The organism is candidate division KSB1 bacterium, assembly GCA_034506255.1.
Lineage (GTDB): Bacteria > Zhuqueibacterota > Zhuqueibacteria > Zhuqueibacterales > Zhuqueibacteraceae > Coneutiohabitans > Coneutiohabitans thermophilus.
The window spans coordinates 63322-84462 of the sequence record JAPDPX010000005.1 but is presented as its reverse complement, the minus strand read 5'-3'; the positions used below and the strand labels follow the sequence as shown (position 1 = coordinate 84462).

Here is a 21141-nt window from a genome sequence, read left to right as displayed (position 1 = left end):
CGTTGTGCCGCCGCCGCACGCTGCTCTCTGCCGCTGCAGCCAGCCCGGCTTTGTCAGATGCCAGCAAGGAGGATCGTGATTTGAAGATCGGAATTCCCAAAGAAATTCATGATGGCGAGACCCGCGTGGCGCTGATCCCCGCCCTGATCGGAACCTTGAAGAAGAGGCAACATGAGGTGCTTGTCGAAAGCGGTGCCGGTGTTGCCGCCTCGTTTTCGGATGAGCAGTACCAGGCTGCCGGCGCGACGCTGATGGCGGGCGCGGAGGAATTGTACCGCAACAGCCAGGTGATTCTCAAGGTGCAGCCGCCGCAACCGAATCCACTGGCCGGCCGGCATGAGGTTGAACTGATGACCCCGGGGGCGGTGGTGATCGCATTTTTGGACCCTCTCAACCATCCGCAGACCATTGCGTTGCTCGCCGCGCGCGGAGTCACGAGTTTTGCGATGGAATATATCCCGCGCATCACCCGGGCCCAGAGCATGGATGCGCTGAGCTCGATGGCCACGGTGGCGGGCTACAAGGCCGTGCTGATTGCGGCCAACCAGCTCGGCAAATTCTTTCCGTTGTTGATGACGGCAGCGGGCACCATCCCGCCGGCAACGGTTTTGATCCTGGGGGCGGGGGTGGCGGGTCTGCAGGCAATTGCCACGGCGCGGCGCCTGGGTGCCAAAGTCGAAGCCTTCGATCCGCGGCCGGCAGTGAAGGAACAGGTCATGAGCTTGGGCGCCCATTTTGTTGAAATGGAAATATCCGAGGATGTCGAAACCGCGGGCGGCTATGCCAGGGAGCAATCGGAGGAGTTTTTGCGCCGGGAACGCGAAGCGATTGCGGCCCGGCTGCCCAAAGTCGATGCGGTTATTACCACGGCGCAGGTGTTCGGCAAGCGGGCGCCGTTGCTGATCACGGACGAAATGGTCCGGCTCATGCGCCCGGGCAGTGTGATCGTTGATCTCGCCGCCGCCCAGGGCGGCAATTGCACGCTCACCCGGCCGCGGGAAACGGTGGTGCATGAGGGGGTGACCATTTTCGGCACCGTCAATCTCGCCGCCACGCTGCCGGTGCATGCCAGTCAGATGTATGCCAAGAACATCACCAACCTCTTCCTGCATCTTTATCCAACAGCCGATGGCACGTTCAATTTCCAGGATGAGATTACCCGGGGCGCCTGTCTCACCCACCAGGGTGCCATCGTCAACGAACAGGTGAAACAGGTGGTGACCAGCGGAGGAAACGCGCGATGAGTGAAACTCTGATTGTCTCAATCTATGTTTTCGTGCTCGCCACGTTTGTGGGAGTGGAAGTGATCAGCAAAGTGCCGCCGCTGCTGCACACGCCGCTGATGTCGGGCTCCAATGCCATTTCCGGCATCACGCTGGTGGGCTCGTTGATCGCGGCCGGCGAAGGCCACGGCGGAATGAGCGTCTTTCTGGGGATGTTGGCCGTGATCATGGCGACCATCAATGTCGTCGGCGGTTTTCTCGTGACCGACCGCATGCTGAAGATGTTCAAAAAAGACAAAAAGCAGCGCGCAGACTAAGGTGAGGGCGAGGACAACATGAATGTGATCGTCAAGCTCAGCTATTTGGCGGCCTCGATTCTGTTCATTTGGGGCTTGAAACTGCTCAGCTCGCCCAAGACCGCGCGCCGCGGCAACCTGTATGGCGCGCTCGGCATGTTGCTCGCGATTGTGGTGACGTTGACGGCTCAGAAGATCATCGACTTCACCTATATTCTCGCCGGCTTGTTGGCCGGCACCGCCCTCGGCCTGTGGCTCGCGCTGCGCGTGCAAATGACCGCCATGCCGCAAATGGTGGGGGTGTTGAACGGCTTTGGCGGCGGCGCTTCGACGCTGGTGGCTTATGCCGAATACTTGCGCCTGGGTGAAGCAGTGACGGCCGCCAGCTACGACGTGCGGATCACCACCGTGCTCGGCCTGCTGATCGGCACCCTGACCTTCGTGGGCAGCATGGTGGCGGCCGCCAAACTGCAGGGCCTCATGCGCAGTGCGCCGATTCTGTATCCGATGCAAAAACAGATCAATGCCGCCATGCTGTTGACCATCGGGGCGCTCGGTGCATTTTTCGGGATCGACCCCTCGCGCCACCAGGCCCTGCTGGCCATCATCGTCATCTCCGCCGTGCTGGGGGTGACCAGTGTCATTCCCATCGGCGGCGCCGACATGCCGGTGGTGATCTCGCTGATGAATTCCTACTCCGGCCTGGCTGGTGCCATGACCGGCTTCATTCTCTCCAATGAGGTGTTGATCATCAGCGGCACGCTGGTGGGCACCTCCGGCATCATTCTGACCGACATCATGTGCAAAGCCATGAACCGTTCGCTGGGCAACGTCCTGTTTGCCGGCGTCGGGGCGGATTATCAGGCTGCCACCGCCCGGACGGAGAAACGCACCGTGGTGCGTTATACTGCGGAGGATGCGGCCATGATTTTCGACAGCGCGCAATCGGTCATCATAGTGCCGGGCTACGGCCTGGCCGTGGCGCAGGCGCAGCATGTTCTGCATGAGGTGGCCAAAGTCCTGATGGAGCGCGGTCTCACCGTGCGCTACGCCATCCACCCGGTGGCCGGCCGCATGCCGGGCCATATGAACGTGCTGCTGGCGGAGGCCAACGTGCCATATGATCTGCTGTTCGAAATGGAGCAGATCAACGATGACTTTCAAAACACCGACGTCGCCCTGGTAATCGGGGCCAATGACGTCATCAATCCGGCAGCGCGCACCAAAAAAGACAGCCCGCTCTACGGCATGCCGATCCTCAACGTCGATCAGGCCCGCACCGTGATGATCGTCAAGCGCAGTTTGGGATCCGGCTTCGCCGGGGAAGACAACGAGTTGTTTTACGACCAGAAGACCATGATGCTGTTCGGTGATGCCAAGCAAGTGGTAACCGAGCTGTTGCGGGTGCTGAAGGCATGAGGCTGGCGGGCAGGCAGCGGCTTCGTTTCAGGTACCTTCTTGCCGTATCCGAAGCCAGGGCCCGGCCCTCCGCAGCAGGTCTCCCGCAGGGAATGGCGGTCCGAAAATGTGGCAACCTCGGCTGCGGCGGGGTTGTCAGGCTGCAAGCAGCGCGGACATTCCAGAATGTTGCGGCAGCGGCCGGGCCGTTGCCGCAACACCAGCGTCACGTCTGCACAATCGAGGCTGGCAAAACCCAACCGGCTAGCTGTTCTGCGGTTGGGTTTTGCCATTCACATACAGCCCGGCGATCAAGCAACAAGCGGTCAAAACCCGGCTGCCAGCGCCACGCCGATCCTCTCGAACCACACATACAACACCGCGACATGGAAGCGGTGATGCTCATGGGCAAGCAGGAGATGGGGACGCCGGCCGTCATACATCGGCCGCAGCGTGAAATGGAACGGCAGCATGACACTGCCGCCCGCTGGAAAAGTGAGCGCCCTGTCCCACTCCGAATACGTCACACTCGCATAAAGGGCAAGTGGTGTGCGCGGAAGATGTTTGGCGGCGGTGAGATAGTAGCTCTGCCGGCCCGCCGGCGAGCCGATACGATCCGAACTTGTGCCGACGAAGAGCGCCGGCCGGCGGTGCGTTTCAGTGAGCCAGTACCAGGTCAGCAACGGTGCCAGCTCCTGCGCTGCCGGATTCACTTCGATGCCGATTTGCAGATTGCGCCCCACGCGGCAGTTGCCGGTGAACCGCCAGCGTGGCCGCGCCAGTTCGGTGTCAATGTAGCGCACCGAAAACGTCCACTTGCTTTGCAGGCCGCTCCCACGGAGCGGTGCGCCCTCCCCGGGTCAGCCGCTTCAGGCGGGCGCCTGTGCCACCGCCGAGGGACGCCGTGGTTTGCCCGCCTGGGCCTGGGCCGAAACCGCGATGGCCCACAACAGCACCAGGCAGAGCCATAGACGAAGCATGAGCATGAATTCACCTCCCGGGCGGGAATATCCGGTCACGCGCGCTCTTTTACAAGTGGAATCCTGCCGATGAGCAGGTGCCCTCCCCGCAGTTGCCGGGAAAATGTGCTTTCCTTTTTGTGTTAAGATGAATATCATGTTGCCCTCTTGAGCCATCCGCATCAGCTTAACAACTCACTGAGGAGAATCCCATGACTGCTCCCGACCCCTATCGCAGCGTGCATGGTCTGGAAATGCACGGCATTCATCATGCGAATCACGAGTATTGGAATTTGACAACCGCCGCGTTGTACGAGGAGGCCATTTTACGGCGCGAGGGCGTGGTCGCTCATCTCGGGCCCTTCGTCGTGCGCACCGGCCATCACACCGGCCGCTCCCCGAATGACAAGTACATCGTGAAGGAGCCCTCGAGTGAGAAAGACATCTGGTGGGGCAAGGTCAACCGTCCTTTTGACCCGGAGCGGTTCGACGGCCTCTACCGGCGCCTGTGCACCTATTTGCAGGGCAAGGATCTTTTTATTCAGGATTGTTTTGGCGGTGCGGATCCCCACTATCGCCTGCCCATTCGCATCATCACCGAAACGGCGTGGCACAGCCTGTTTGCGCGCAACTTGTTCGTGCGCGCGCGGCAGGAGGAGCTGGCAACCCACAAGCCGGAGTTCACCGTTATCGATACCCCGCGCTTTCATGCCATTCCGGAGGTGGATGGCACCAACTCCGAGGTGTTCATCATCGTGAATTTTGCCCGGCGGATGGTGATCATCGGCGGCACCAGCTATGCGGGTGAAATCAAGAAATCGATCTTCACGATTCTCAACTATATTTTGCCGCTGAAGGAAGTGCTCTCCATGCACTGTTCCGCCAACCTCGGTCGCGACGGTGACACCGCGCTGTTCTTCGGACTCTCCGGCACCGGCAAGACCACGCTGTCAGCCGATCCCAACCGCCGGCTGATCGGTGATGATGAACACGGCTGGAGCCACACGGGCATTTTCAATTTTGAGGGCGGCTGCTATGCCAAAGTCATCCGTCTGTCGGAGGAAGCCGAGCCGGAAATCTACGCCACCACGCGGCGCTTCGGCACGATCCTCGAGAATGTCACCTTCGATCCCCACACCCGCCGTCTGGATTTGAACGACGCCGCGTTGACCGAGAACACGCGCGGTGCCTATCCCCTGGGCTACATTCCCAATCATGAACCCAGCGGCATGGGCGGCCATCCGCGCAACCTCATCATGCTGACCGCCGATGCCTTCGGCGTCATGCCGCCCATTGCGAAGTTGACGCCGGAACAGGCCATGTATCACTTCCTTTCCGGCTACACCGCCAAAGTGGCGGGCACCGAAAAAGGCCTTGGCAAGGAACCGCAGGCGACGTTCAGCACCTGCTTCGGCGCACCTTTCATGGCGCTGCACCCGACGGTCTATGCCAAAATGCTGGGTGAGAAAATCGCACAACATCGGGTCAACTGCTGGCTGGTGAACACCGGCTGGACCGGCGGGCCGTTTGGCATCGGCACGCGCATGAAGATTGCCTACACCCGTGCCATGGTCTCCGCCGCGCTCGATGGCCGCCTCGCGCAAGTGCCCACACAGCCCGATCCGATTTTTGGTTTGCACATTCCCACCTTCTGTCCCGAAGTGCCCAGCGAGGTGTTGCAGCCGCGCGATACCTGGGCAGACGGCAATGCCTATGATGAAAAAGCGCGTCAGCTTGCCGGACTTTTTCACAAAAACTTTGAACAGTTCGCCGCCGAGGTCTCGCCGCTGATTGCCGCCGCCGGCCCGCTGGCAGGCAGGTAGCCCGCCTCCGACTGCGAGGGCGGCGGTGCCGCGGAAATGTTTCTGCAACCGCCGCGCTGTTGCCTCGCAAGTCCGCGAGATTGAAGCGGACCCCGAGCCCTGGCACCCCGCCTGGGCCGGTGGTGGACCATTGGGGAGCGGTTTGCTGGCTTTGCCCTGCTGCCCACTCCTTGTTGCTTTTTTAGCGGCGCGTCGATCGCCGTGACTCGACGCGCCCGTACAGAGCCCCGCCACTCACCCGGCTCCTGCCAGCGCAGCAATGGTGGCCAAATCCCCCACGAAAATCCTCTTGACTGGCGGGCAAAAAAATTGTATCATCGCTCACAATGAAATCGCAGAAAAAGCCTCGTCCAATCTCTCAATCGTTATCCTTGCCAACGCCTGAGGTGATCGGAGAGGCTTTTTTTATGCCTACAGCAAACGTCTGAGCTTTGCCGACCAAAACGACGCTTGCCTATGCCCGCGACTGCACCGCACATCAAAATCAAAGGCGAAATCATGGACGCCGCCGGGTTGAATCGTACGCTTTCCCGTCTGGCCCATGAGATACTCGAGTCCAACCGCGGTGTTGACAACCTGGTGGTGGTCGGCATTCGTACGCGCGGGGTGCAACTGGCCGAGCGCCTGATCGAAAAGATCGAAAGTTTCGAAGGCCGCAAGTTGCCGCTCGGCTCGCTCGACATCACGCTGTATCGCGATGATCTGGCTTACCGGCAGCGGGCATTGCTCAGCCGGAGCAAGCAGCCGCGCATTCAGGCCACCGACATTCCCTTCGATCTTGAGGGCAAAGTCGTGATTCTGGTGGATGACGTGATTTACACCGGCCGCACCATTCGCGCGGCGATGGATGCGCTGATGGATTTCGGCCGGCCGGCGAAAATCCGCCTGGCGGTGATGATCGACCGCGGCCATCGCGAGCTGCCCATCCGGCCGGATTTTGTCGGCAAGGAGGTCGTCACCACCCCGGGAGAGGAAGTCAGAGTGCAACTGGCAAACGTGGATGGAGTCGATGGTGTACTTTTGGTCGAGGTTACACAGGCACAAACCTGATCTCAACAGCATGGCGCGCAGCTCACCTCGGCGGCGATCAGGAAGCCATTTTGCAGGGAGGGTGCTGCCATGATTGTTTCCAAGCATTTACTGGGGCTGGCCGGGGTTCGGCGCGAAGAAATATCCATTATTCTACAAACCGCGCAATTCTTCAAAGAAGTCCTCAATCGTCCCATTCCCAAAGTTCCCACCCTTCGCGGCAAAACCATCGTCAATCTCTTCTTCGAAAATTCCACTCGCACCCGCATTTCCTTCGAGCTTGCGGAAAAGCGTCTCTCCGCCGACTCGGTCAGTTTCAGCACCACCGGTTCCTCGGTGGCCAAGGGCGAAACGCTGCTCGACACCGTGCGCAATCTGGAAGCGATGAAGATCGACATGGTCGTGATTCGCCACTCGGCCTCGGGCGCGCCCCATTTTCTCGCCACCCTCATCGATGCTGGCGTCATCAATGCCGGTGACGGCCGCCACGAGCATCCCACGCAGGCGCTGCTCGATATGATGACCCTGCTCGACAAATTCGGCACATTGGAGGGGCTGAAAGTCGCGATTGTCGGCGACATCGCCCACAGCCGGGTGGCGCGCAGCAACATTCACGGTCTGCGCACCATGGGTGCCAAGGTGGCGCTGTGCGGTCCCGCCACGCTGCTGCCGCGCGAGCCGCGCGAAGCCTTCGGCAATGACATTGAAATCTTCACCAACGTCGATGACGCCATCCGCTGGGCCGATGCACTCAACGTGCTGCGCCTGCAACTGGAACGCCAGGCCGGCGGCTTGCTGCCTTCGATTCGTGAGTACGCCAATTACTTTGGCATCACCCGCCGGCGTCTGGAAGCGGCCAAACGCGACCTGGTCATCATGCACCCCGGTCCAATCAATCGGGGTGTGGAATTGGAAAGCGAGCTCGCCGACAGCGAATTCTCGGTCATTCTCGACCAGGTCACCAACGGCGTGGCGGTGCGCATGGCGGTGTTGTATCTCAAAAGCGGCGGCGATCTCGAAGTCGCCAACGGTGCGGGGTGAAACGCTGCAAGGGCAACAGCCGTGCCGCCATGGTCATGATCAAATCATCATTTTGCATGAGTCCTGTCTTATGTCCCGATCGCTCATTACACAGCCCTGCCCCCACCTGCTGGTGCGCGGCGCGCGTGTCGTTGACCCCGGCCTGGGAATCGACCAGACGCTCGATGTGCTGATTGAAAACGGTGTGATCAAACAGGTCGCGCCGCACATTCAGGCACCCTACCATTTCGAAATGATCCCGGCCGCCGAATTGGTGCTCACGCCCGGCTGGTTCGACATGCACGTCCATTTCCGCGAACCGGGTCGCGAGGATGAAGAAACCGTGCTGACCGGCTGTGCCGCCGCGCTGGCCGGCGGCTTCACCGGTGTCTGCCCGATGCCCAACACCTCCCCCGCAACCGACAAGGCCGAGATCGTCAAGGCGATCATCGCACAAGGCCGGCAAACCATGGTGGACGTGCATCCGATCGCGGCCGCGACCAAAGGCCGGGAGGGCAAGGAGCCCACTGAAATCGCCGAGCTGGTTGATGCCGGTGCCGTGGCGTTCTCGGACGATGGCTGCTCGGTGCGCACCGCGGAACTGGTGCGTCGCGTGATGGAATATGCCGGCATGTATCAGAAGCCGCTCATCGAACACGCCGAGGATGAAAGCCTCAGCCTCAAGGGTGCGATGAACGAGGGCGTGATTGCCACGCGCCTCGGCCTGCCCGGCATGCCCGCCATCGCGGAGGACATCATCGTCGCGCGCGATCTGCTGGTGGCGGAATACACCGGCGGCCGGCTGCACATTGCACATCTTTCTTCGCGGCGCGCGGTGGAACTGGTGCGCTGGGGCAAGAGCCGCGGCATTGCCGTCACCGCGGAAGTCACCCCGCATCACTTCACGCTCAATCATGAGGCGGTCATCGGCTTCGCCACCAACACCAAAATGAACCCGCCACTGCGCAGCCCCGAGGATGTGGAAGCGGTGATCGCCGGCCTGCAGGACAATACCATCGACGTCATCGCCACCGACCACGCCCCGCATTCCGCCGAGGAAAAAAATGTCGAATATGCCGCGGCGCCCTTCGGCATCATCGGCCTGGAAACCGCCATGGGCTTGATCATCAGCCGCCTGGTGTTGACCAAAAAACTCTCGCTCTCCCAGGCAGTCGAAAAAGTCACGGTGGCACCCCGCCGTATTCTCAACCTGCCACAGGCGGAAATCAAGGTGGGCCAGCCCGCCAATCTCACACTGTTTTCTTTGGAAAAAAAATGGCTGGTGGACAAGTCGAAATTCTACTCCAAATCGCGCAACACCCCCTTCGACGGCTGGCAGTTGGCGGGGAAAGTATTCGGTGTCTATCACAAGGGCCAATGGTGGGCCAACCCGGATTTTTGATGCCAAACTGCTTGCGATTCAGCGCCGAATGTTTTACTCTTGCGGCGCATTTGTGTCAACCGAAATCGCCGAGCAGGAGTTTCGCCTGTGTCTTGCGCCCGCCCGCAATCTTCGCCCGCCCGCTACATTCTGCACGTGGACATGGATGCCTTCTATGCCGCGATCGAGGAGCTGGATCATCCGCAGTATCGCGGCCAGCCGCTGGTGGTGGGCGCCGATCCCAGGGGTGGCAGAGGGCGCGGCGTGGTGTCCACCGCCAATTATGTCGCGCGCACCTACGGCATCCGCTCCGCCATGCCGATTTCCACCGCCTGGCGTCTGTGTCCTCATGCCATCTACCTTCCCGGCCGGCCGCAGCGCTACGCCGAAGTCTCCCGCCTCGTGATGGCCATCCTTGCCGACTATTCGCCACAGGTGTTGCAGATCAGCATCGATGAAGCCTTTCTCGACGTCACGCATACTCATCATGCCTACGGCAGCGCGCAAGCGCTCGCCGGGCATCTCAAGCAGCGCATCAAGCAGGAAACCGGGTTGACCGCTTCCGTGGGCCTGGCGGGCAACATGTTCGTTGCCAAAGTCGCCTCGGATTTGCAGAAGCCCGACGGCTTGACGATTTGCCCGCCGGGCCGGGAGAGGGAATTCCTCGCGCCCCTGCCGGTGGCCAAGCTTTGGGGCGTGGGGCCGAAAACCGAGAAGCGGCTGCGTGATTACGGCTTCACAACCATTGGCGAAGTGGCGCAGGCGCCGCAGGAAAAGCTCGCGAAAATTTTCGGACAGTGGGGCGCGCAATTGTGGAAACTGGCGAACGGCATCGATCCCCGGCCGGTGGAGGACTGGGGCCCGCGCAAGTCGATCAGCCAGGAATTCACTTTCGACGAAGATGAGGCCGACATGCAGGTGGTGGAGAAAAGGTTGTGGAAGATTGCGGATGATTTGAGTGCCGACATGCGGCGCGAGCAACTGAAAGGCCGGGTGCTCACGCTCAAAATCCGGCTGGAGGGCTTTCTCACTTTTACCCGGCGCCAGACACTGGGACACTACACCAACGATGCCGCCGAGATGCGTGATCTCGCGCTCGGGTTGTTGCACCGCTTCGACCGCCAGGGCAGGAAGATCCGGCTGATCGGCCTGGGCATGGCAGAGCTCAACAACATGGGCGGCGAGCAATTGCAGTTGTTCGATGACACCACCTCACCGCTGCACGCCAAAGTGGCGGGTGTACTCGATGAATTGCGGCGCAAATTCGGTGAGCAGGCCGCGGCGCGCGCCAGTCTGCTCGGCGAGCGCTCACACCGCTTTCTCGGCCGTGAAGAGCTGCCCGATCGCACCGCCAAGCCGCAGGAGCCGGCCTGACGTCCCGCCGTTGTCAACGCCCTGCCTCCCTGATGACCCGCCCTCTGGGATCACAATTTTTTGACCTGCATTTCGCATCCGGATTGATCTCCCCCGCGAGAAACGCCGATTTGATCGCGACGGCCCCCCAAGGGGTGGTGTATAAAAAATTTTGCAGGCAATCGAGCTGTCAACGCCGGTAGGAGTGAACTGTTTTTAGTAAAGCTGCATATCGCGTTTCCCGAAACCCCGCCAGGAGTGACCTGTTCGGTTCTTTCGGTTCTCATCAAAAAAAACCGCGCCAGATCATGGGAAATTGCCATGCCCGTGTGGGCATTCATTAGATGAAAATGAACTCTCGTAGTAGTTCCTTCAGGCACCGACCCTGAAGGGTCTACAACATAAAGTGGTAAATTCGACAGGCCACTCCTTTGGAGTTTACATTTTGGGAGCTGGCCACAGCTATAAACAGTTCGCTCTGCCGGAACTGTTTTCTGGCACGGCCTCGCGATGGGAGGGAGGATAACCGGCAGTTCCGCCCGGGATGCCCTGTTCATGGCAGGGCAGAGATTCACTCATCGATGTCAAGATCAAAACCAACAATCCGCCCACGAAAGCAGAAATCCCACGAAAAAAGCCATTTCGTGGGAGAGAAACCGTGACGCCTTCGGCAAACGGGCGCATTGTGCAGTCCGCGCCGCTGCACATTCGAAAAAAGGTTTTGTTTGACTTCAAACGGAATAACTGTCGGAGTTTTGTGAACACGCCATTTATGTTCTGGGCAGCAGCAAGCCGGCATGCAAAGTTCAGGTTTTATGACAAGCTGTTCCTCGCGGACTGGTCGGCAGCGCGGTGAAAACAGGGATTTGTCTTTGCAAAAAATGGCAGCATTAGACCTCCCGTCTGCAGGCGGGAGCGACGATGGTCAATTCGCCCTTTCTGGCAGCTTCTCATAGAATTCCACCAGTGCCTGCGCGAACCCCTCCCAACTGTTTTGATGCCGGCGCTGCGCAATCGCCTGCGCCATGCGCAGCTGCATGTTCCCTTCAAAATAAGCCCGAATCTTTTGCGCGAGGGCCTGCGGGTCGTGGGCGCGCAGGATCAAACCAGTCTCATTGTCCTGCACCATTTCGGCCAGCCCGCCGACGTCGGTGACGATCACCGGGAGGTTGAAATGGAAGGCGATTTGCACGATGCCGCTCTGCGTGGCGGATTTGTAGGGCAGGACGCAAACGTTGGCAGCGGAGAAAAACAGCGGCACTTCGGCATCGGCGATGTAGCGCACGAACAGTCTGATCTTGCCGGCGGCCCCGCTGGCATCGATCAGGCGTTGATAGCGGTCGAAAGCGCCGTACATCTCGCCGGCGATCACCACACAATAGTCGTCGGGGAGCAGGGCGGTGGCGCGGATGAGCTGATCCAGGCCTTTGTAGTCGCGAATGAAGCCGAAGAAGAGAATGACGGGTTGCGTGGCCGGCAGACCGAGTCGTGCACGCGCCTGATCGCTGGCGAGCGGCGGCCCGAAATGATCATAGTGGGGATGCGCCTTGAGCAAATACCGGGCGCCGGGTTTGAGGTGCAGGAGTTCCTGCTCCACCACTTTGCTCATCACCACGAAGCCGTCACAGCGATTGAGGAAGTAGCGAATAAGCTGCAGATCACCGGGGCGGCGTTCGTGCGGCAGGAGATTGTCGAGGATGGCAATGGCTTTTGCGCCCTGCCGGCGCACGTATTGCGCCACGGTGCCCAGGCTGGGGGCAAAAAACGGCATCCAAAATTTGGTGAGCAGGAGATCGGGCCGGCAAACGCGGATGAGGGCGGCGGTTTTGAAATAAGAGAGCGGGTTGATGCTGTCCAGCACGGGTTGTGCCGGCACGGGATCCGCCTGATCATCCGCGGTGACATACTGGGTGGTGCCCGGAAAGAACAGACCGGGGTATTGCCGGGTGAAAGTGAAGGCCTGCACCTCGTGCGTTTTCTCCAGCGCGCGATAGAGCGCGGCATTGAATTGCGCGATGCCGCCGCGCAGCGGATAGAAAGTGGAGAGAAAGGCGATTCTCATGGTGTGTGCCGGCTGCGCTCGACGATCGCCTGGAAAACGGTGGCGACCGGCAAATCCTGCATGCAAGGTCGCGCCCGGCGGCAGGTGTTGCCGAAGTAGCAATCGCAACCCGATTCCGGCTGGAGCAGCACGCCCAGGCCGTAGAGCTCGAATTCGTGGGGATTGAAGATGTTGTTGAACAGCACCAGCGGCTTGCGCAGGCCGAGCGCGATGTGCATCATCATGGTCACGGCGGTGACGATGACGTGACACTGGGCGGCAAGGGAAATGAATTGCGGCAGGGGAAAGGTGCCGGGGTAGGGTGCCCCGCTGCGCGTTTGCAGCCGGCGGTTTTGCTCCTCCTCTTCCGGGCCACCGAGCAGCACGGGAAAATAGCCGGCCGTTTTCAGCTCGGCAACCAATGCCACCCAGTGGTCTTCCGGCCACAACCGGGTGAGCCAGCGCTTGCCGCAGCCGGTGTTGAGGCCGATAATCTTGCGGCCCTGCGCCTGCTCATGCAGGCTCTGCCATTGGCCGTCATAGCGCCGGTCGACCTCCAAAACATAGGGCTCGCCGCGGAAGTCGAAGCCGCAAATTTCGAAGATCTCCTGCAGATAGCTTTTGCGGTTTTGCCGGGAAACGCTGTCAAACGCGCCGGTGAGCAGCTTGGCCTGGGCCGCCTGATTCAGGCCGGTGATCCGGCCGTCGGCCAGGGCGAAACCGAACTTGCGGCCGGCAGGCACCGCGGTGAGCAGCGCGCAGGCTTCGAGATCCTTGTCGAGATTCACCGCGATGTCGAATGGGAGATGCGCGAGCGTATGGAGTGATTTGAAATCGAAGCGGTAGATTTTGTCGATGGCCGCGGCCGGCAGGATTTCGGGGGTGTGCGTCAGCCAGGAGATGTGCGCCCCGGGATATTCTTCGTGAAAACGCTGCAGCAGCGGCGTGGTGCGGATGACATCGCCGATTGCACCCAGCTTGATGAGCAGGATGCGGGTGCGAATGGGATCGTATTGCTCACACGTCGGGCACAACGCACCATGCTGTTTGTTGGGCTGGCAGGGAATGTCGCCGCGAAAATGGCGGCAGTCGAATTTGATGTCGGAGAATTGCATGGGCCTCAGATTTTACGGATGATGATCGAACCCCAGATATCCGGCAGCTCGATGATCTTTTCCGGTTTGTCCTGCAGGAATTCGTTGACCGCGCGCGCCACCGCATGATTCGATTCCGGCGAGTTGTAATCGTGTGCAAAGAGATAGCCGCCGGGAACCAGGCGGGGATAAAAGAACTCCAGCCCGGCGCGGGTGGGCGGGTAGAGATCGAGATCGAGCATGACGAAGGCGAAGTGTTCATGCTCCAGGCCGCGGGCGGTCTCGGGAAAATAGCCCTGCCGGAAGATGACATGGGTGGTGTCACCGAGCGCAGCTTTCACGATTTCCACGCTGGTGTCGCGAAAGCGCTGATCGGCGCCGGACAAATCCTGTTCCGGAAAGCCGGCGAAGGTGTCGAACAAATACAGATCCCGTTCCGGGGCCAGCATGTGCAGCAGGGCGCTCAACTCGCCGCGATAGACGCCGATTTCCGCCATACTGCCGGGAATATGCTGCCGTTCGAGGGTTTGGATGGCATAAGCCACCGCGGCGTAGCGGATGGGATCATCCGCACCGGCGATGTATTGTGCCGCCGCCTGCCCATAGGTGGGAAATTTCGGCAGCAGGCTGCGCCAGCCTTGCAGGCGGCGCACCAGTTTGCGGGCAGGGCGATCACAATGCCACCGCCGCAGCAGGGTTTTGAGTTTTTCTTGCTGAGAGCTGAAAATCATGACACCGGCGATGCGCGGCAATGTATGTGGGGCTGTGGTTCCCGGCTTCTGCGGGGCACCGGCGGCCCGTTTTAAAAACTCGGCCACGCCAGATTGGGCACGCGCTCATCATGTGCGCTGGCGATTTGAAACGCCATTTCCATGCTCTGTGAATAATTCAGGCGCGGGTCGCAATAGGTCCGGTAATTCGTGACCAGATCCTCCTCCGCGATTTGTTCGGCGCCGCCCAGGCATTCGGTGACGGCCTCGCCGGTCAGCTCGAAATGGACCCCGCCGAGCAGGCTGCCACAGCGTTGATGAATTGCAAAACACTGTGCCAGCTCCTGCAAAATGTCGCGAAAATCGCGGGTCTTCAAGCCGCCCGCGGTCACCCGGGTGTTGCCGTGCATGGGATCGCAGCACCACAGGACGCGGCAATGATGGCGTTGCACCGCGCGGATCAGCGGCGGCAGCAGTTCGCAGATGCGATCCTTCCCCAACCGGGTGATCAGGGTCAGGCGGCCCCATTCGTTTTTGGGATTGAGCATGCGGATCAGTTCGATCAGCTCATCGGGCGTGCAGCTCGGCCCGATCTTCACCCCGATGGGATTGGCCAGGCCGCGGAAATATTCGACGTGTGCGCCGTGCACCTGGCGGGTGCGGTCGCCGATCCACAAGGTGTGCGCCCCGAGGTTGTAGAAGCATTTGCGTTCTTTCACGTAATGCGTCAGGGCTTCCTCATAGGGCAGCAACAGGCCCTCGTGGGAGGTGAAAAAGTCGACGCGGCCCAACACTTCCGCCCTGACGCCGCCAAGCGCCTCCATGAATTGCACGCCGTCGAGGATGCGCCTGACCAGACGGCGGTAGTCGCGACGGCGTTCGCTCTTGGCAATGAATTCGAGATCCCAGTGATCGGGGTGATGCAAATCCGCAAAGCCGCCTTCGATCAGGGCGCGGATGTAGTTGACGGTGATGGCGGAATGATAATAGCATTGCAGCAGGCGCTCGGGGTCGGGGATGCGCGTGCGGGCATCCGGTTCGAAGGAGTTGATGCTGTCGCCGCGAAAGACCGGCAGCTTTTGGCCGGCGACGATTTCATATTCTGCCGAGCGCGGCTTGGCATATTGCCCGGCAATGCGGCCGATCCGCACCACCGGCTTGCGCAGGCCGTAAATCAGCACCAGACTCATCTGCAACAGGATTTTCAGTTGGTTGGCGATGGCCTGGCTGCTGAAATCCTGAAAGCGCTCGGCACAGTCACCGCCCTGCAGCAAAAAGCGTTTGCCTTGTGCCGCCTCGCGCAGCAGGCGCTTGAGGTGCTCGACTTCACCGGGAAAAACCAGCGAGGGATACGAGCGTAGCCGGGTGAGCACGCGCTCCAGATGCGCGGGATCGGGATAGGCGGGTTGCTGGGTGATGGGTTTGTTGCGCCAGCTCCTGGGTGTCCACGTCATCATGGCCGGATGATTATTCCTGTCTGGGCAATTCGCAAAGGATTGACATGAATGTCGTGCATAATAATCATGGCGGAGGGAGAATGTCAAGCAGGTTTCTTGCCGGGGAAGCGAACCCGCTCGCGGCAACGCCGGCCGGCGCGCGGGGAGGGGCAGAGGCTGGCACCCGGGACGGGCGTCACGCGCACCACGGCTTCACTCGAACAACAACTTGCCGTCCTGCATGATGGTGCGGTTGTCGATCGAGACGGTGGGCTCGAAAATGAGGCCGCGCGCCACGATCTCCGTAATCTTTGCAGGACCGAGGCGCCGGCCGAACCCGAGATGAATGGTGCCGAGGATTTTTTCGTCTTCCAGCTCGGATTGCCCGGGCCGCGCGTGTTCATTCATGCCAAAGCCGATTTCGAGCACGGTGCGGGCCGTGCCGGTTTTGATCTTGGCACCACCAGCCTCCAGCAATTCAGCGCCACTGAGCCGCAAGCGGCGGCGCAAGGCCGCCGCCTCCCGGCCGCCGCGAATCAGCGTGATTTTGCCGTCCACGACTTTCATCGTGATGCCGGCGGTGCTGGTGGGGCGCTCGCCGGCCACGCCGTTGAGCACGATTTCGCCGTTGACGCTGTTCGGCACCGGCATGATGTAGGCGCGACCGGTGGGCATGCTGGTGCAGGGCAAATCCCCGTTGAGCGGGGCCGCCTCCAGCGCGCCGCGATGCTGATGAATCGACATGTCGAGCGCGGTGCCGGTCTTGCTGGTGAGGGTGATGGTCTTGCCGATGGTGAGAATGTCCGCGATTTTGCGGCAGCGCTCGCGCAGGCGGCGCAAATCGGTGCGGGCGCAGCGCTGCACCGCCTCTTCTTCCATGGGCGGGCAGATCAACACCCGGCTGCGCGTTTGCTGCCGCAGCCAGTTGAGGCTGGGGGTGTCCAAATCGGGGATGAGCACCACCACCTGGTCGGCCGTGTTGATGAGATTGCGCACGAGCGGCGAGTGCAGCGTGCGCCGCCCGGAGTTGCCGGGCATCTCCAGCAGGAAAACCTCGACCCGGGCTCTTTCTGCGACCTTGCGAAAAATACCGGCGACGGTCGCCTGCTCGCGGCGGGCGACCAACAACAGCGAATGCTTGGGCGCCAGCTCGAAATAATCGAACAACGCGAGCTGCGCGGTTTTCTCCAGGCGATTCATCTACACCAGTAGTTTGCCGGCGTCCATGATCATGCGGCCGTCGACATACACCGTCGGCTGCAGCACCAGGCCGTCGAGATGGCTCGACACGCCCACCGTGCCGCCCATCGATTTGTTGTCACCGAGCGCGAAATGGACGGTGCCCATCACCTTCTCATCTTCCAGGATCAGGCCGGTGATTTGTGCCCGGTCGTTGGTGCCGATGCCGAGTTCGGCGAGATTGCGGCCGGCCGGCCCGACCGCATCGACCAGTTGATTGAGCTTGTCGGCCTCCGGCCCGCCGGTGATTTCCACCGCGTTGCCGTTGCGCACCAGAATATGAATGGGCTGTTGCAGCTTGCCGATGCCGGCGACCGCCGCTTCGAAAACGATCTTGCCCTCGGCGGTGCCCTCCAGGGGCGCAAAGAAGGTCTCACCGGCTGGCAGGTTGCCGGAGGCGCCGGGTTGATGATACAGGCCGGTGTCCGGTTTGGGATAGCGGTCGCCGCGCCGCAGGGTAATGTCCGTGCCCGCCGGGCTGGTGACGCGGATCAGGTCACCGCGTTGCAACGCCTCGGAGAGTTTCTGGCTGCGCGCCGCAATCGTTTGATAGTCTGCGCTCAGGCAGCGGATCATCATGTCTTCGGTGATGCCGGGCAGGGTGGCAATGCGCGCGCCGCGTTCACAGGCCTGGCGTCGTGCTTCGGTATGGGTGACGGATTTGGTGGTCGGGCACAGCACCACGCTGCTGGCCGCCATCAGCGCGGCAATGGGTGCTGGCGGCTCCTCGCCGTTGCGCGAGCGTGGCAGCATCTCGATCAGCATGGCCTCCGCACCCGCTTCCCTGGCTGCCAGCCACAGGGCCTGACCGATGTTGCGTTTGTTTTCATCGGTGATGACGCTGACCGTCTCACCGGGCTGCACATTCATGCACACTTTGATGGCGGTGCGCGCGGCTGCCAGCAGTTGTTCATCGGGCGCTGCCGGGGCTGGGAGCGCGACCGACCGGGCTGCCGCTTTTCCGGGAGCAGCCTTGCTCGCGGCTTTCTTCACGGTTTTTTTGGCGGCCCGCTTGCGGGCGGCGGGGGCCGTTTTTTTTGCAGTCTTGCGTGTCGGCATGATATCCTTACCTTTCGCTACTCAAATCATCATTTGTCTGTCGCCGGGTCGGCGGGGCGGGAAGTTGGCTTGCAGGGAACGCCGACGGGCGCGGTAACGGTGTGAGGAGGGCTCATCGTTGCAGGAAAATATGCGCAAACACTTTCGCATCGTCAAGCAGGTTTTCCAGCAGGCAGTATTCATCCGGGCTGTGGGCGGTGTCATCCATCGTCGCCCACACCGCGGCCGGAATGCCGGCGCGCCGGAAGAAGCCCGCCACCGTGCCGCCGCCGATGCCCATGGGCTTGGGCCGCAGGTGGCGCAGCTCGCGCACCGCCGCCGTGATGGCCTTCACCACCGGCGCATCAACGGGGGTGGGGGGCGCGGCCTGCTCGCCCTGCTGTGAGCTGAGGTTGATCCTGACGTGAAACTTCCTTTCCGTTTCCCGGAGGAGGGCGCGCACCACCGCCATCACCTCGGACACTTTGTATTCCGGCAGCAGGCGGCAATCGAAATACATCACATCCTCGCCGGGGATGGTGTTGATGTTGGGCACATTGGCTTCGCGCTTGGTCGGTTCGAAGGTGGAATAGGGTGGCGCGAACATGGCGTTGCGTTTGCGGAACCGGCGATAGAGCGAGTCCAGCCGGCATGCCAGATAGCTGGCAGCCTTGTGGGCATTGCGGCCCTTTTCCGGCTCCGAACCGTGGCATTGCCTGCCGAGCGTTTGAAAACGCAGCCAGAGAATGCTTTTCTCCGCCACTTCAATCATGGCGCCGCGCGCGTCACCGGCATCGGGAATGATCATGAGATCGTGCGTTTGAAACAGACGGCGGTGATGCTGCAGCAGATATTGCGCGCCATGGACGCTGCCGGTTTCCTCGTCAGCAACGAACAGCAGGGCCACGTCATGAACCGGCAGCAGGGACAAATCGTGCAGCGCTTTCATGGCGAGCACCGCGGAAACCAGACCCTGTTGGTTGTCTTCCGTGCCGCGGCCGATCAATTTGCGCCGGCCCCTGCCGTCAGCCTCCACGCGCAGCGTCCAGGGGTCGCCCGTCCATTTCGACAGATCACCGGGCGGCACGACATCAAGATGCGTCATGATCCAGATCGTGCGGCTGGCGGAGGCGCCCTTGAAACGGGCGAGCAGGTTGGGGCGATAGCCGCACGGCACCCGCGCATCCGGGGCGTTGAACCATTGCATCTCATCCGGCGGCATGGTCTGCCTCAGCCAGTCATAAAGAAAATCGGCCTTGGCCTTTTCACCTTCCCCGCCATTTTCCGGCGCGAGCGCTGGAATACGGGTAAGTTGCCGCTGCAAGGCGATCGCTTCCTCGTGAAATTGTTCGAGGCGTTCGAGTGCGTGTGTCAGAGGAGTATTCAGCTTGGGATTCATGAGATGTGAGAGGCGTCGGGTTGAATTCAAAGGACCGCACGCAGCGGAGTGGATTGCTGACTGATTTTGTCAAGTGGGTGGGCGCCGTGAGAAGCCGCAAGCCGGGTGATGACTTCCGCCGGCCCGCTGGCTTCGCCGCATCGGGGGTCTCCTCCAGACTCCGGGGCGGCATTTGCCGCATCAAACGGCCATCAAAATATTCTCGAGGGTCTACAAAGTCAAGCGAAAAATCCGGGTGCGATCATGCTCGTTGTGGGTGCAGCGCAAGACGACGTCAGCCGCAACCAAATTTTCAACAAGCTGACGGCCGGAGAGTCACGCTGATTTTTATCTGCGGTGATCTGTACAAATCTGTGTGTAGTGCCTCACCAGTTATGGGTGGGACGTGGCGCAGATATTTCGTCTGCAGACAGGGATACCCAGTGTCACTGCCTGAATCTTGCATGCTGGCTTGCTGCTGCCCGGCAGAAATGGCGTGGTCACAAAGCTCCGCCGGGGGCCTGTAATTTTATTGCTCATGATTTGGTGCGATTTTTTGAGAGGAACCAAACAGGTCATACTCCTGCCGGAGTTGACGGCACATTGGCCTGCAAAATTTCTATGCCCCACCCCTGGATGGTCGCGCGCCGCGATCAAATCGGCATTCCCCGCTGATGGGATCCATCTGAGTGAAAAATTCAGGGGCCAAGAATGTTTTTGATGAAAACCCGTCCGCTTATTTTGGCCGCTCATTATTTCCATCATTGCCTTTGAATTGCCCGGAATTGGCTTGCCTTTCCGCTAAGTTGGCAGCATTGAGCGGGATGCCTGCGCGATTCCACACGTTACTGAGGATACCACAGTTCAGAGTTTTCTGTTGGCATTTCAGCAAAATGTTGCTATATTCGCGCCAACACCAAGCGGTTTATGAGTTTATGGCAGAATATTACCCTCGGTAGATACATCCCGGCAGACTCGATCGTTCACCGGCTTGATCCACGCGCCAAGCTGCTCGCAAGCGTTGTTATCATGTTCACGATCATGCGGGCGGAATCCTGGCCGGCACTGCTGCTGTGGACGGCTCTGCTCCTGGCGGCCATAAGCGGCACACGCATCCCGTTGCGCATTTTTTTGAGCAACCTGCGGGCTTTCCTCTGGCTGTTTGGGATTACCATTCTCCTGCACGCGTTGACCAGTGCCACTGCCCCAGAGGCGGAGGGGGGCGTCGTTTTTTCGTGGCACGGTGTGGCGCGGGGGATGCAATACGCCCTGCGACTTGGGCTGCTGGTGATTGTGGCAGCGCTCTTGTCGAACACCACGATTCCCACGGATTTGACCGATGGCTTGGAGCGACTGCTGCGGCCCATGCAGCGGCTGCGGTTTCCCGTGCACGAACTGGCGCTGATGACCACCATGGCGTTGCGCTTTGTGCCGACGATTGTGGAAGAGGCACAGCGCATTCAGCGGGCGCAGCTTGCGCGCGGCGCCCGTTTTGCGGGCAGCCTGCGGCAGCGTGTGCAGGCGCTCGTGCCCATGCTGGTGCCGCTGTTTGTCGCCACCTTCAGCCGTGCCGATGAGCTGGCAGTGGCAATGGAGGCGCGTTGCTATCAAGGCGGCGAGGGCCGGGTGAGTTATCGTGAGTTGGCGTGGCGGAAACGCGACTGGGCCGCCCTCGCGGTGACGGCGGGTCTCAGTCTGCTGGCTTTCCATCTTTCCTGATGCT

The 21141-nt window shown here is 60.8% G+C and carries 17 protein-coding genes; 9 read left to right on the top strand and 8 right to left on the bottom strand.

What is annotated here, in order from left to right:
• Positions 1–80: 80 nt before the first annotated feature.
• Genes ONB52_11260 through ONB52_11250 form a run of 3 tightly spaced genes read left to right on the top strand, consistent with a single transcriptional unit; the run spans position 81 to position 2938 of the window.
• Positions 81–1244, top strand: a complete 1164-nt coding sequence (locus tag ONB52_11260; GenBank protein MDZ7416716.1) for a Re/Si-specific NAD(P)(+) transhydrogenase subunit alpha — start codon at positions 81–83, stop codon at positions 1242–1244.
• Positions 1241–1540 (top strand): NAD(P) transhydrogenase subunit alpha, encoded by a 300-nt coding sequence (locus ONB52_11255; protein MDZ7416715.1) that lies wholly within the window; start codon positions 1241–1243, stop codon positions 1538–1540. Before ONB52_11260 ends, ONB52_11255 begins: the two co-directional genes overlap by 4 nt.
• An 18-nt stretch (positions 1541–1558) precedes the next feature.
• On the top strand, positions 1559–2938 hold the full coding sequence (locus tag ONB52_11250; GenBank protein MDZ7416714.1) for an NAD(P)(+) transhydrogenase (Re/Si-specific) subunit beta: 1380 nt from the start codon (positions 1559–1561) through the stop codon (positions 2936–2938).
• A 305-nt stretch (positions 2939–3243) separates the two neighbouring features.
• Here ONB52_11250 and ONB52_11245 read toward each other — a convergent pair whose 3' ends face one another.
• Complete coding sequence (locus tag ONB52_11245; protein MDZ7416713.1) at positions 3244–3720, bottom strand: hypothetical protein; 477 nt, start codon at positions 3718–3720, stop codon at positions 3244–3246.
• Between the two features lie 368 nt (positions 3721–4088).
• Here ONB52_11245 and ONB52_11240 point away from each other — a divergent pair, with 368 nt between their 5' ends.
• The 5 genes from ONB52_11240 to dinB all read left to right on the top strand — a co-directional run bounded on the left by ONB52_11240 (position 4089) and on the right by dinB (position 10503).
• Complete coding sequence (locus ONB52_11240) at positions 4089–5699, top strand: phosphoenolpyruvate carboxykinase (GenBank protein MDZ7416712.1); 1611 nt, start codon at positions 4089–4091, stop codon at positions 5697–5699.
• Positions 5700–6155: 456 nt separating this feature from the next.
• The gene (pyrR, locus tag ONB52_11235; protein MDZ7416711.1) at positions 6156–6749 is read left to right on the top strand and encodes a bifunctional pyr operon transcriptional regulator/uracil phosphoribosyltransferase PyrR; all 594 of its coding nucleotides are present in this window, start codon (positions 6156–6158) and stop codon (positions 6747–6749) included.
• A 69-nt stretch (positions 6750–6818) separates the two neighbouring features.
• Positions 6819–7769: an aspartate carbamoyltransferase catalytic subunit gene (locus ONB52_11230; GenBank protein ID MDZ7416710.1), complete on the top strand. Its 951-nt coding sequence runs from the start codon at positions 6819–6821 to the stop codon at positions 7767–7769.
• 70 nt (positions 7770–7839) lie between these two features.
• Positions 7840–9150 (top strand): dihydroorotase, encoded by a 1311-nt coding sequence (locus ONB52_11225; GenBank protein ID MDZ7416709.1) that lies wholly within the window; start codon positions 7840–7842, stop codon positions 9148–9150.
• A gap of 87 nt (positions 9151–9237) precedes the next feature.
• The gene (gene dinB / locus ONB52_11220) at positions 9238–10503 is read left to right on the top strand and encodes a DNA polymerase IV (protein ID MDZ7416708.1); all 1266 of its coding nucleotides are present in this window, start codon (positions 9238–9240) and stop codon (positions 10501–10503) included.
• Positions 10504–11407: 904 nt separating this feature from the next.
• Here dinB and ONB52_11215 read toward each other — a convergent pair.
• From ONB52_11215 to ONB52_11185, 7 genes are all read right to left on the bottom strand, one after another.
• Entirely contained in the window at positions 11408–12544 is a 1137-nt protein-coding gene (locus tag ONB52_11215; GenBank protein MDZ7416707.1) for a glycosyltransferase, read from the bottom strand.
• The gene (locus ONB52_11210) at positions 12541–13638 is read right to left on the bottom strand and encodes a glycosyltransferase family 9 protein (protein MDZ7416706.1); all 1098 of its coding nucleotides are present in this window, start codon (positions 13636–13638) and stop codon (positions 12541–12543) included. Before ONB52_11210 ends, ONB52_11215 begins: the two co-directional genes overlap by 4 nt.
• Before the next feature lie 5 nt (positions 13639–13643).
• A complete protein-coding gene (locus ONB52_11205) occupies positions 13644–14348 on the bottom strand; it encodes a TylF/MycF family methyltransferase (GenBank protein MDZ7416705.1) in 705 nt (234 codons plus the stop codon).
• Positions 14349–14419: 71 nt separating this feature from the next.
• Positions 14420–15784 carry a 3-deoxy-7-phosphoheptulonate synthase class II gene (locus tag ONB52_11200; GenBank protein ID MDZ7416704.1) on the bottom strand — a complete coding sequence of 455 codons (1365 nt, stop codon included), beginning with the start codon at positions 15782–15784 and terminating at the stop codon, positions 14420–14422.
• Positions 15785–15976: 192 nt separating this feature from the next.
• On the bottom strand, positions 15977–16963 hold the full coding sequence (locus tag ONB52_11195) for a hypothetical protein (protein MDZ7416703.1): 987 nt from the start codon (positions 16961–16963) through the stop codon (positions 15977–15979).
• The gene (locus tag ONB52_11190; protein MDZ7416702.1) at positions 16964–18061 is read right to left on the bottom strand and encodes an aminopeptidase; all 1098 of its coding nucleotides are present in this window, start codon (positions 18059–18061) and stop codon (positions 16964–16966) included. It lies immediately after the preceding gene.
• A 112-nt stretch (positions 18062–18173) separates the two neighbouring features.
• On the bottom strand, positions 18174–19439 hold the full coding sequence (locus ONB52_11185) for a M20 family metallo-hydrolase (protein ID MDZ7416701.1): 1266 nt from the start codon (positions 19437–19439) through the stop codon (positions 18174–18176).
• A gap of 906 nt (positions 19440–20345) precedes the next feature.
• Here ONB52_11185 and ONB52_11180 point away from each other — a divergent pair.
• A complete protein-coding gene (locus tag ONB52_11180) occupies positions 20346–21137 on the top strand; it encodes an energy-coupling factor transporter transmembrane protein EcfT (protein ID MDZ7416700.1) in 792 nt (263 codons plus the stop codon).
• Positions 21138–21141 lie beyond the last annotated feature (4 nt).

Bases quoted from the DNA above. Each gene is read 5' to 3' on its own strand.
- ONB52_11240 (MDZ7416712.1), top strand. From the start codon at position 4,089: ATGACTGCTCCCGACCCCTATCGCAGCGTGCATGGTCTGGAAATGCAC.
- ONB52_11200 (MDZ7416704.1), bottom strand. From the start codon at position 15,784: ATGATGACGTGGACACCCAGGAGCTGGCGCAACAAACCCATCACCCAG.
- ONB52_11210 (MDZ7416706.1), bottom strand. From the start codon at position 13,638: ATGCAATTCTCCGACATCAAATTCGACTGCCGCCATTTTCGCGGCGAC.
- ONB52_11225 (MDZ7416709.1), top strand. From the start codon at position 7,840: ATGTCCCGATCGCTCATTACACAGCCCTGCCCCCACCTGCTGGTGCGC.
- ONB52_11250 (MDZ7416714.1), top strand. From the start codon at position 1,559: ATGAATGTGATCGTCAAGCTCAGCTATTTGGCGGCCTCGATTCTGTTC.
- ONB52_11195 (MDZ7416703.1), bottom strand. From the start codon at position 16,963: ATGAATCGCCTGGAGAAAACCGCGCAGCTCGCGTTGTTCGATTATTTC.
- ONB52_11230 (MDZ7416710.1), top strand. From the start codon at position 6,819: ATGATTGTTTCCAAGCATTTACTGGGGCTGGCCGGGGTTCGGCGCGAA.
- ONB52_11190 (MDZ7416702.1), bottom strand. From the start codon at position 18,061: ATGCCGACACGCAAGACTGCAAAAAAAACGGCCCCCGCCGCCCGCAAG.
- ONB52_11185 (MDZ7416701.1), bottom strand. From the start codon at position 19,439: ATGAATCCCAAGCTGAATACTCCTCTGACACACGCACTCGAACGCCTC.
- ONB52_11215 (MDZ7416707.1), bottom strand. From the start codon at position 12,544: ATGAGAATCGCCTTTCTCTCCACTTTCTATCCGCTGCGCGGCGGCATC.
- ONB52_11180 (MDZ7416700.1), top strand. From the start codon at position 20,346: ATGAGTTTATGGCAGAATATTACCCTCGGTAGATACATCCCGGCAGAC.
- ONB52_11255 (MDZ7416715.1), top strand. From the start codon at position 1,241: ATGAGTGAAACTCTGATTGTCTCAATCTATGTTTTCGTGCTCGCCACG.
- pyrR (MDZ7416711.1), top strand. From the start codon at position 6,156: ATGCCCGCGACTGCACCGCACATCAAAATCAAAGGCGAAATCATGGAC.
- ONB52_11205 (MDZ7416705.1), bottom strand. From the start codon at position 14,348: ATGATTTTCAGCTCTCAGCAAGAAAAACTCAAAACCCTGCTGCGGCGG.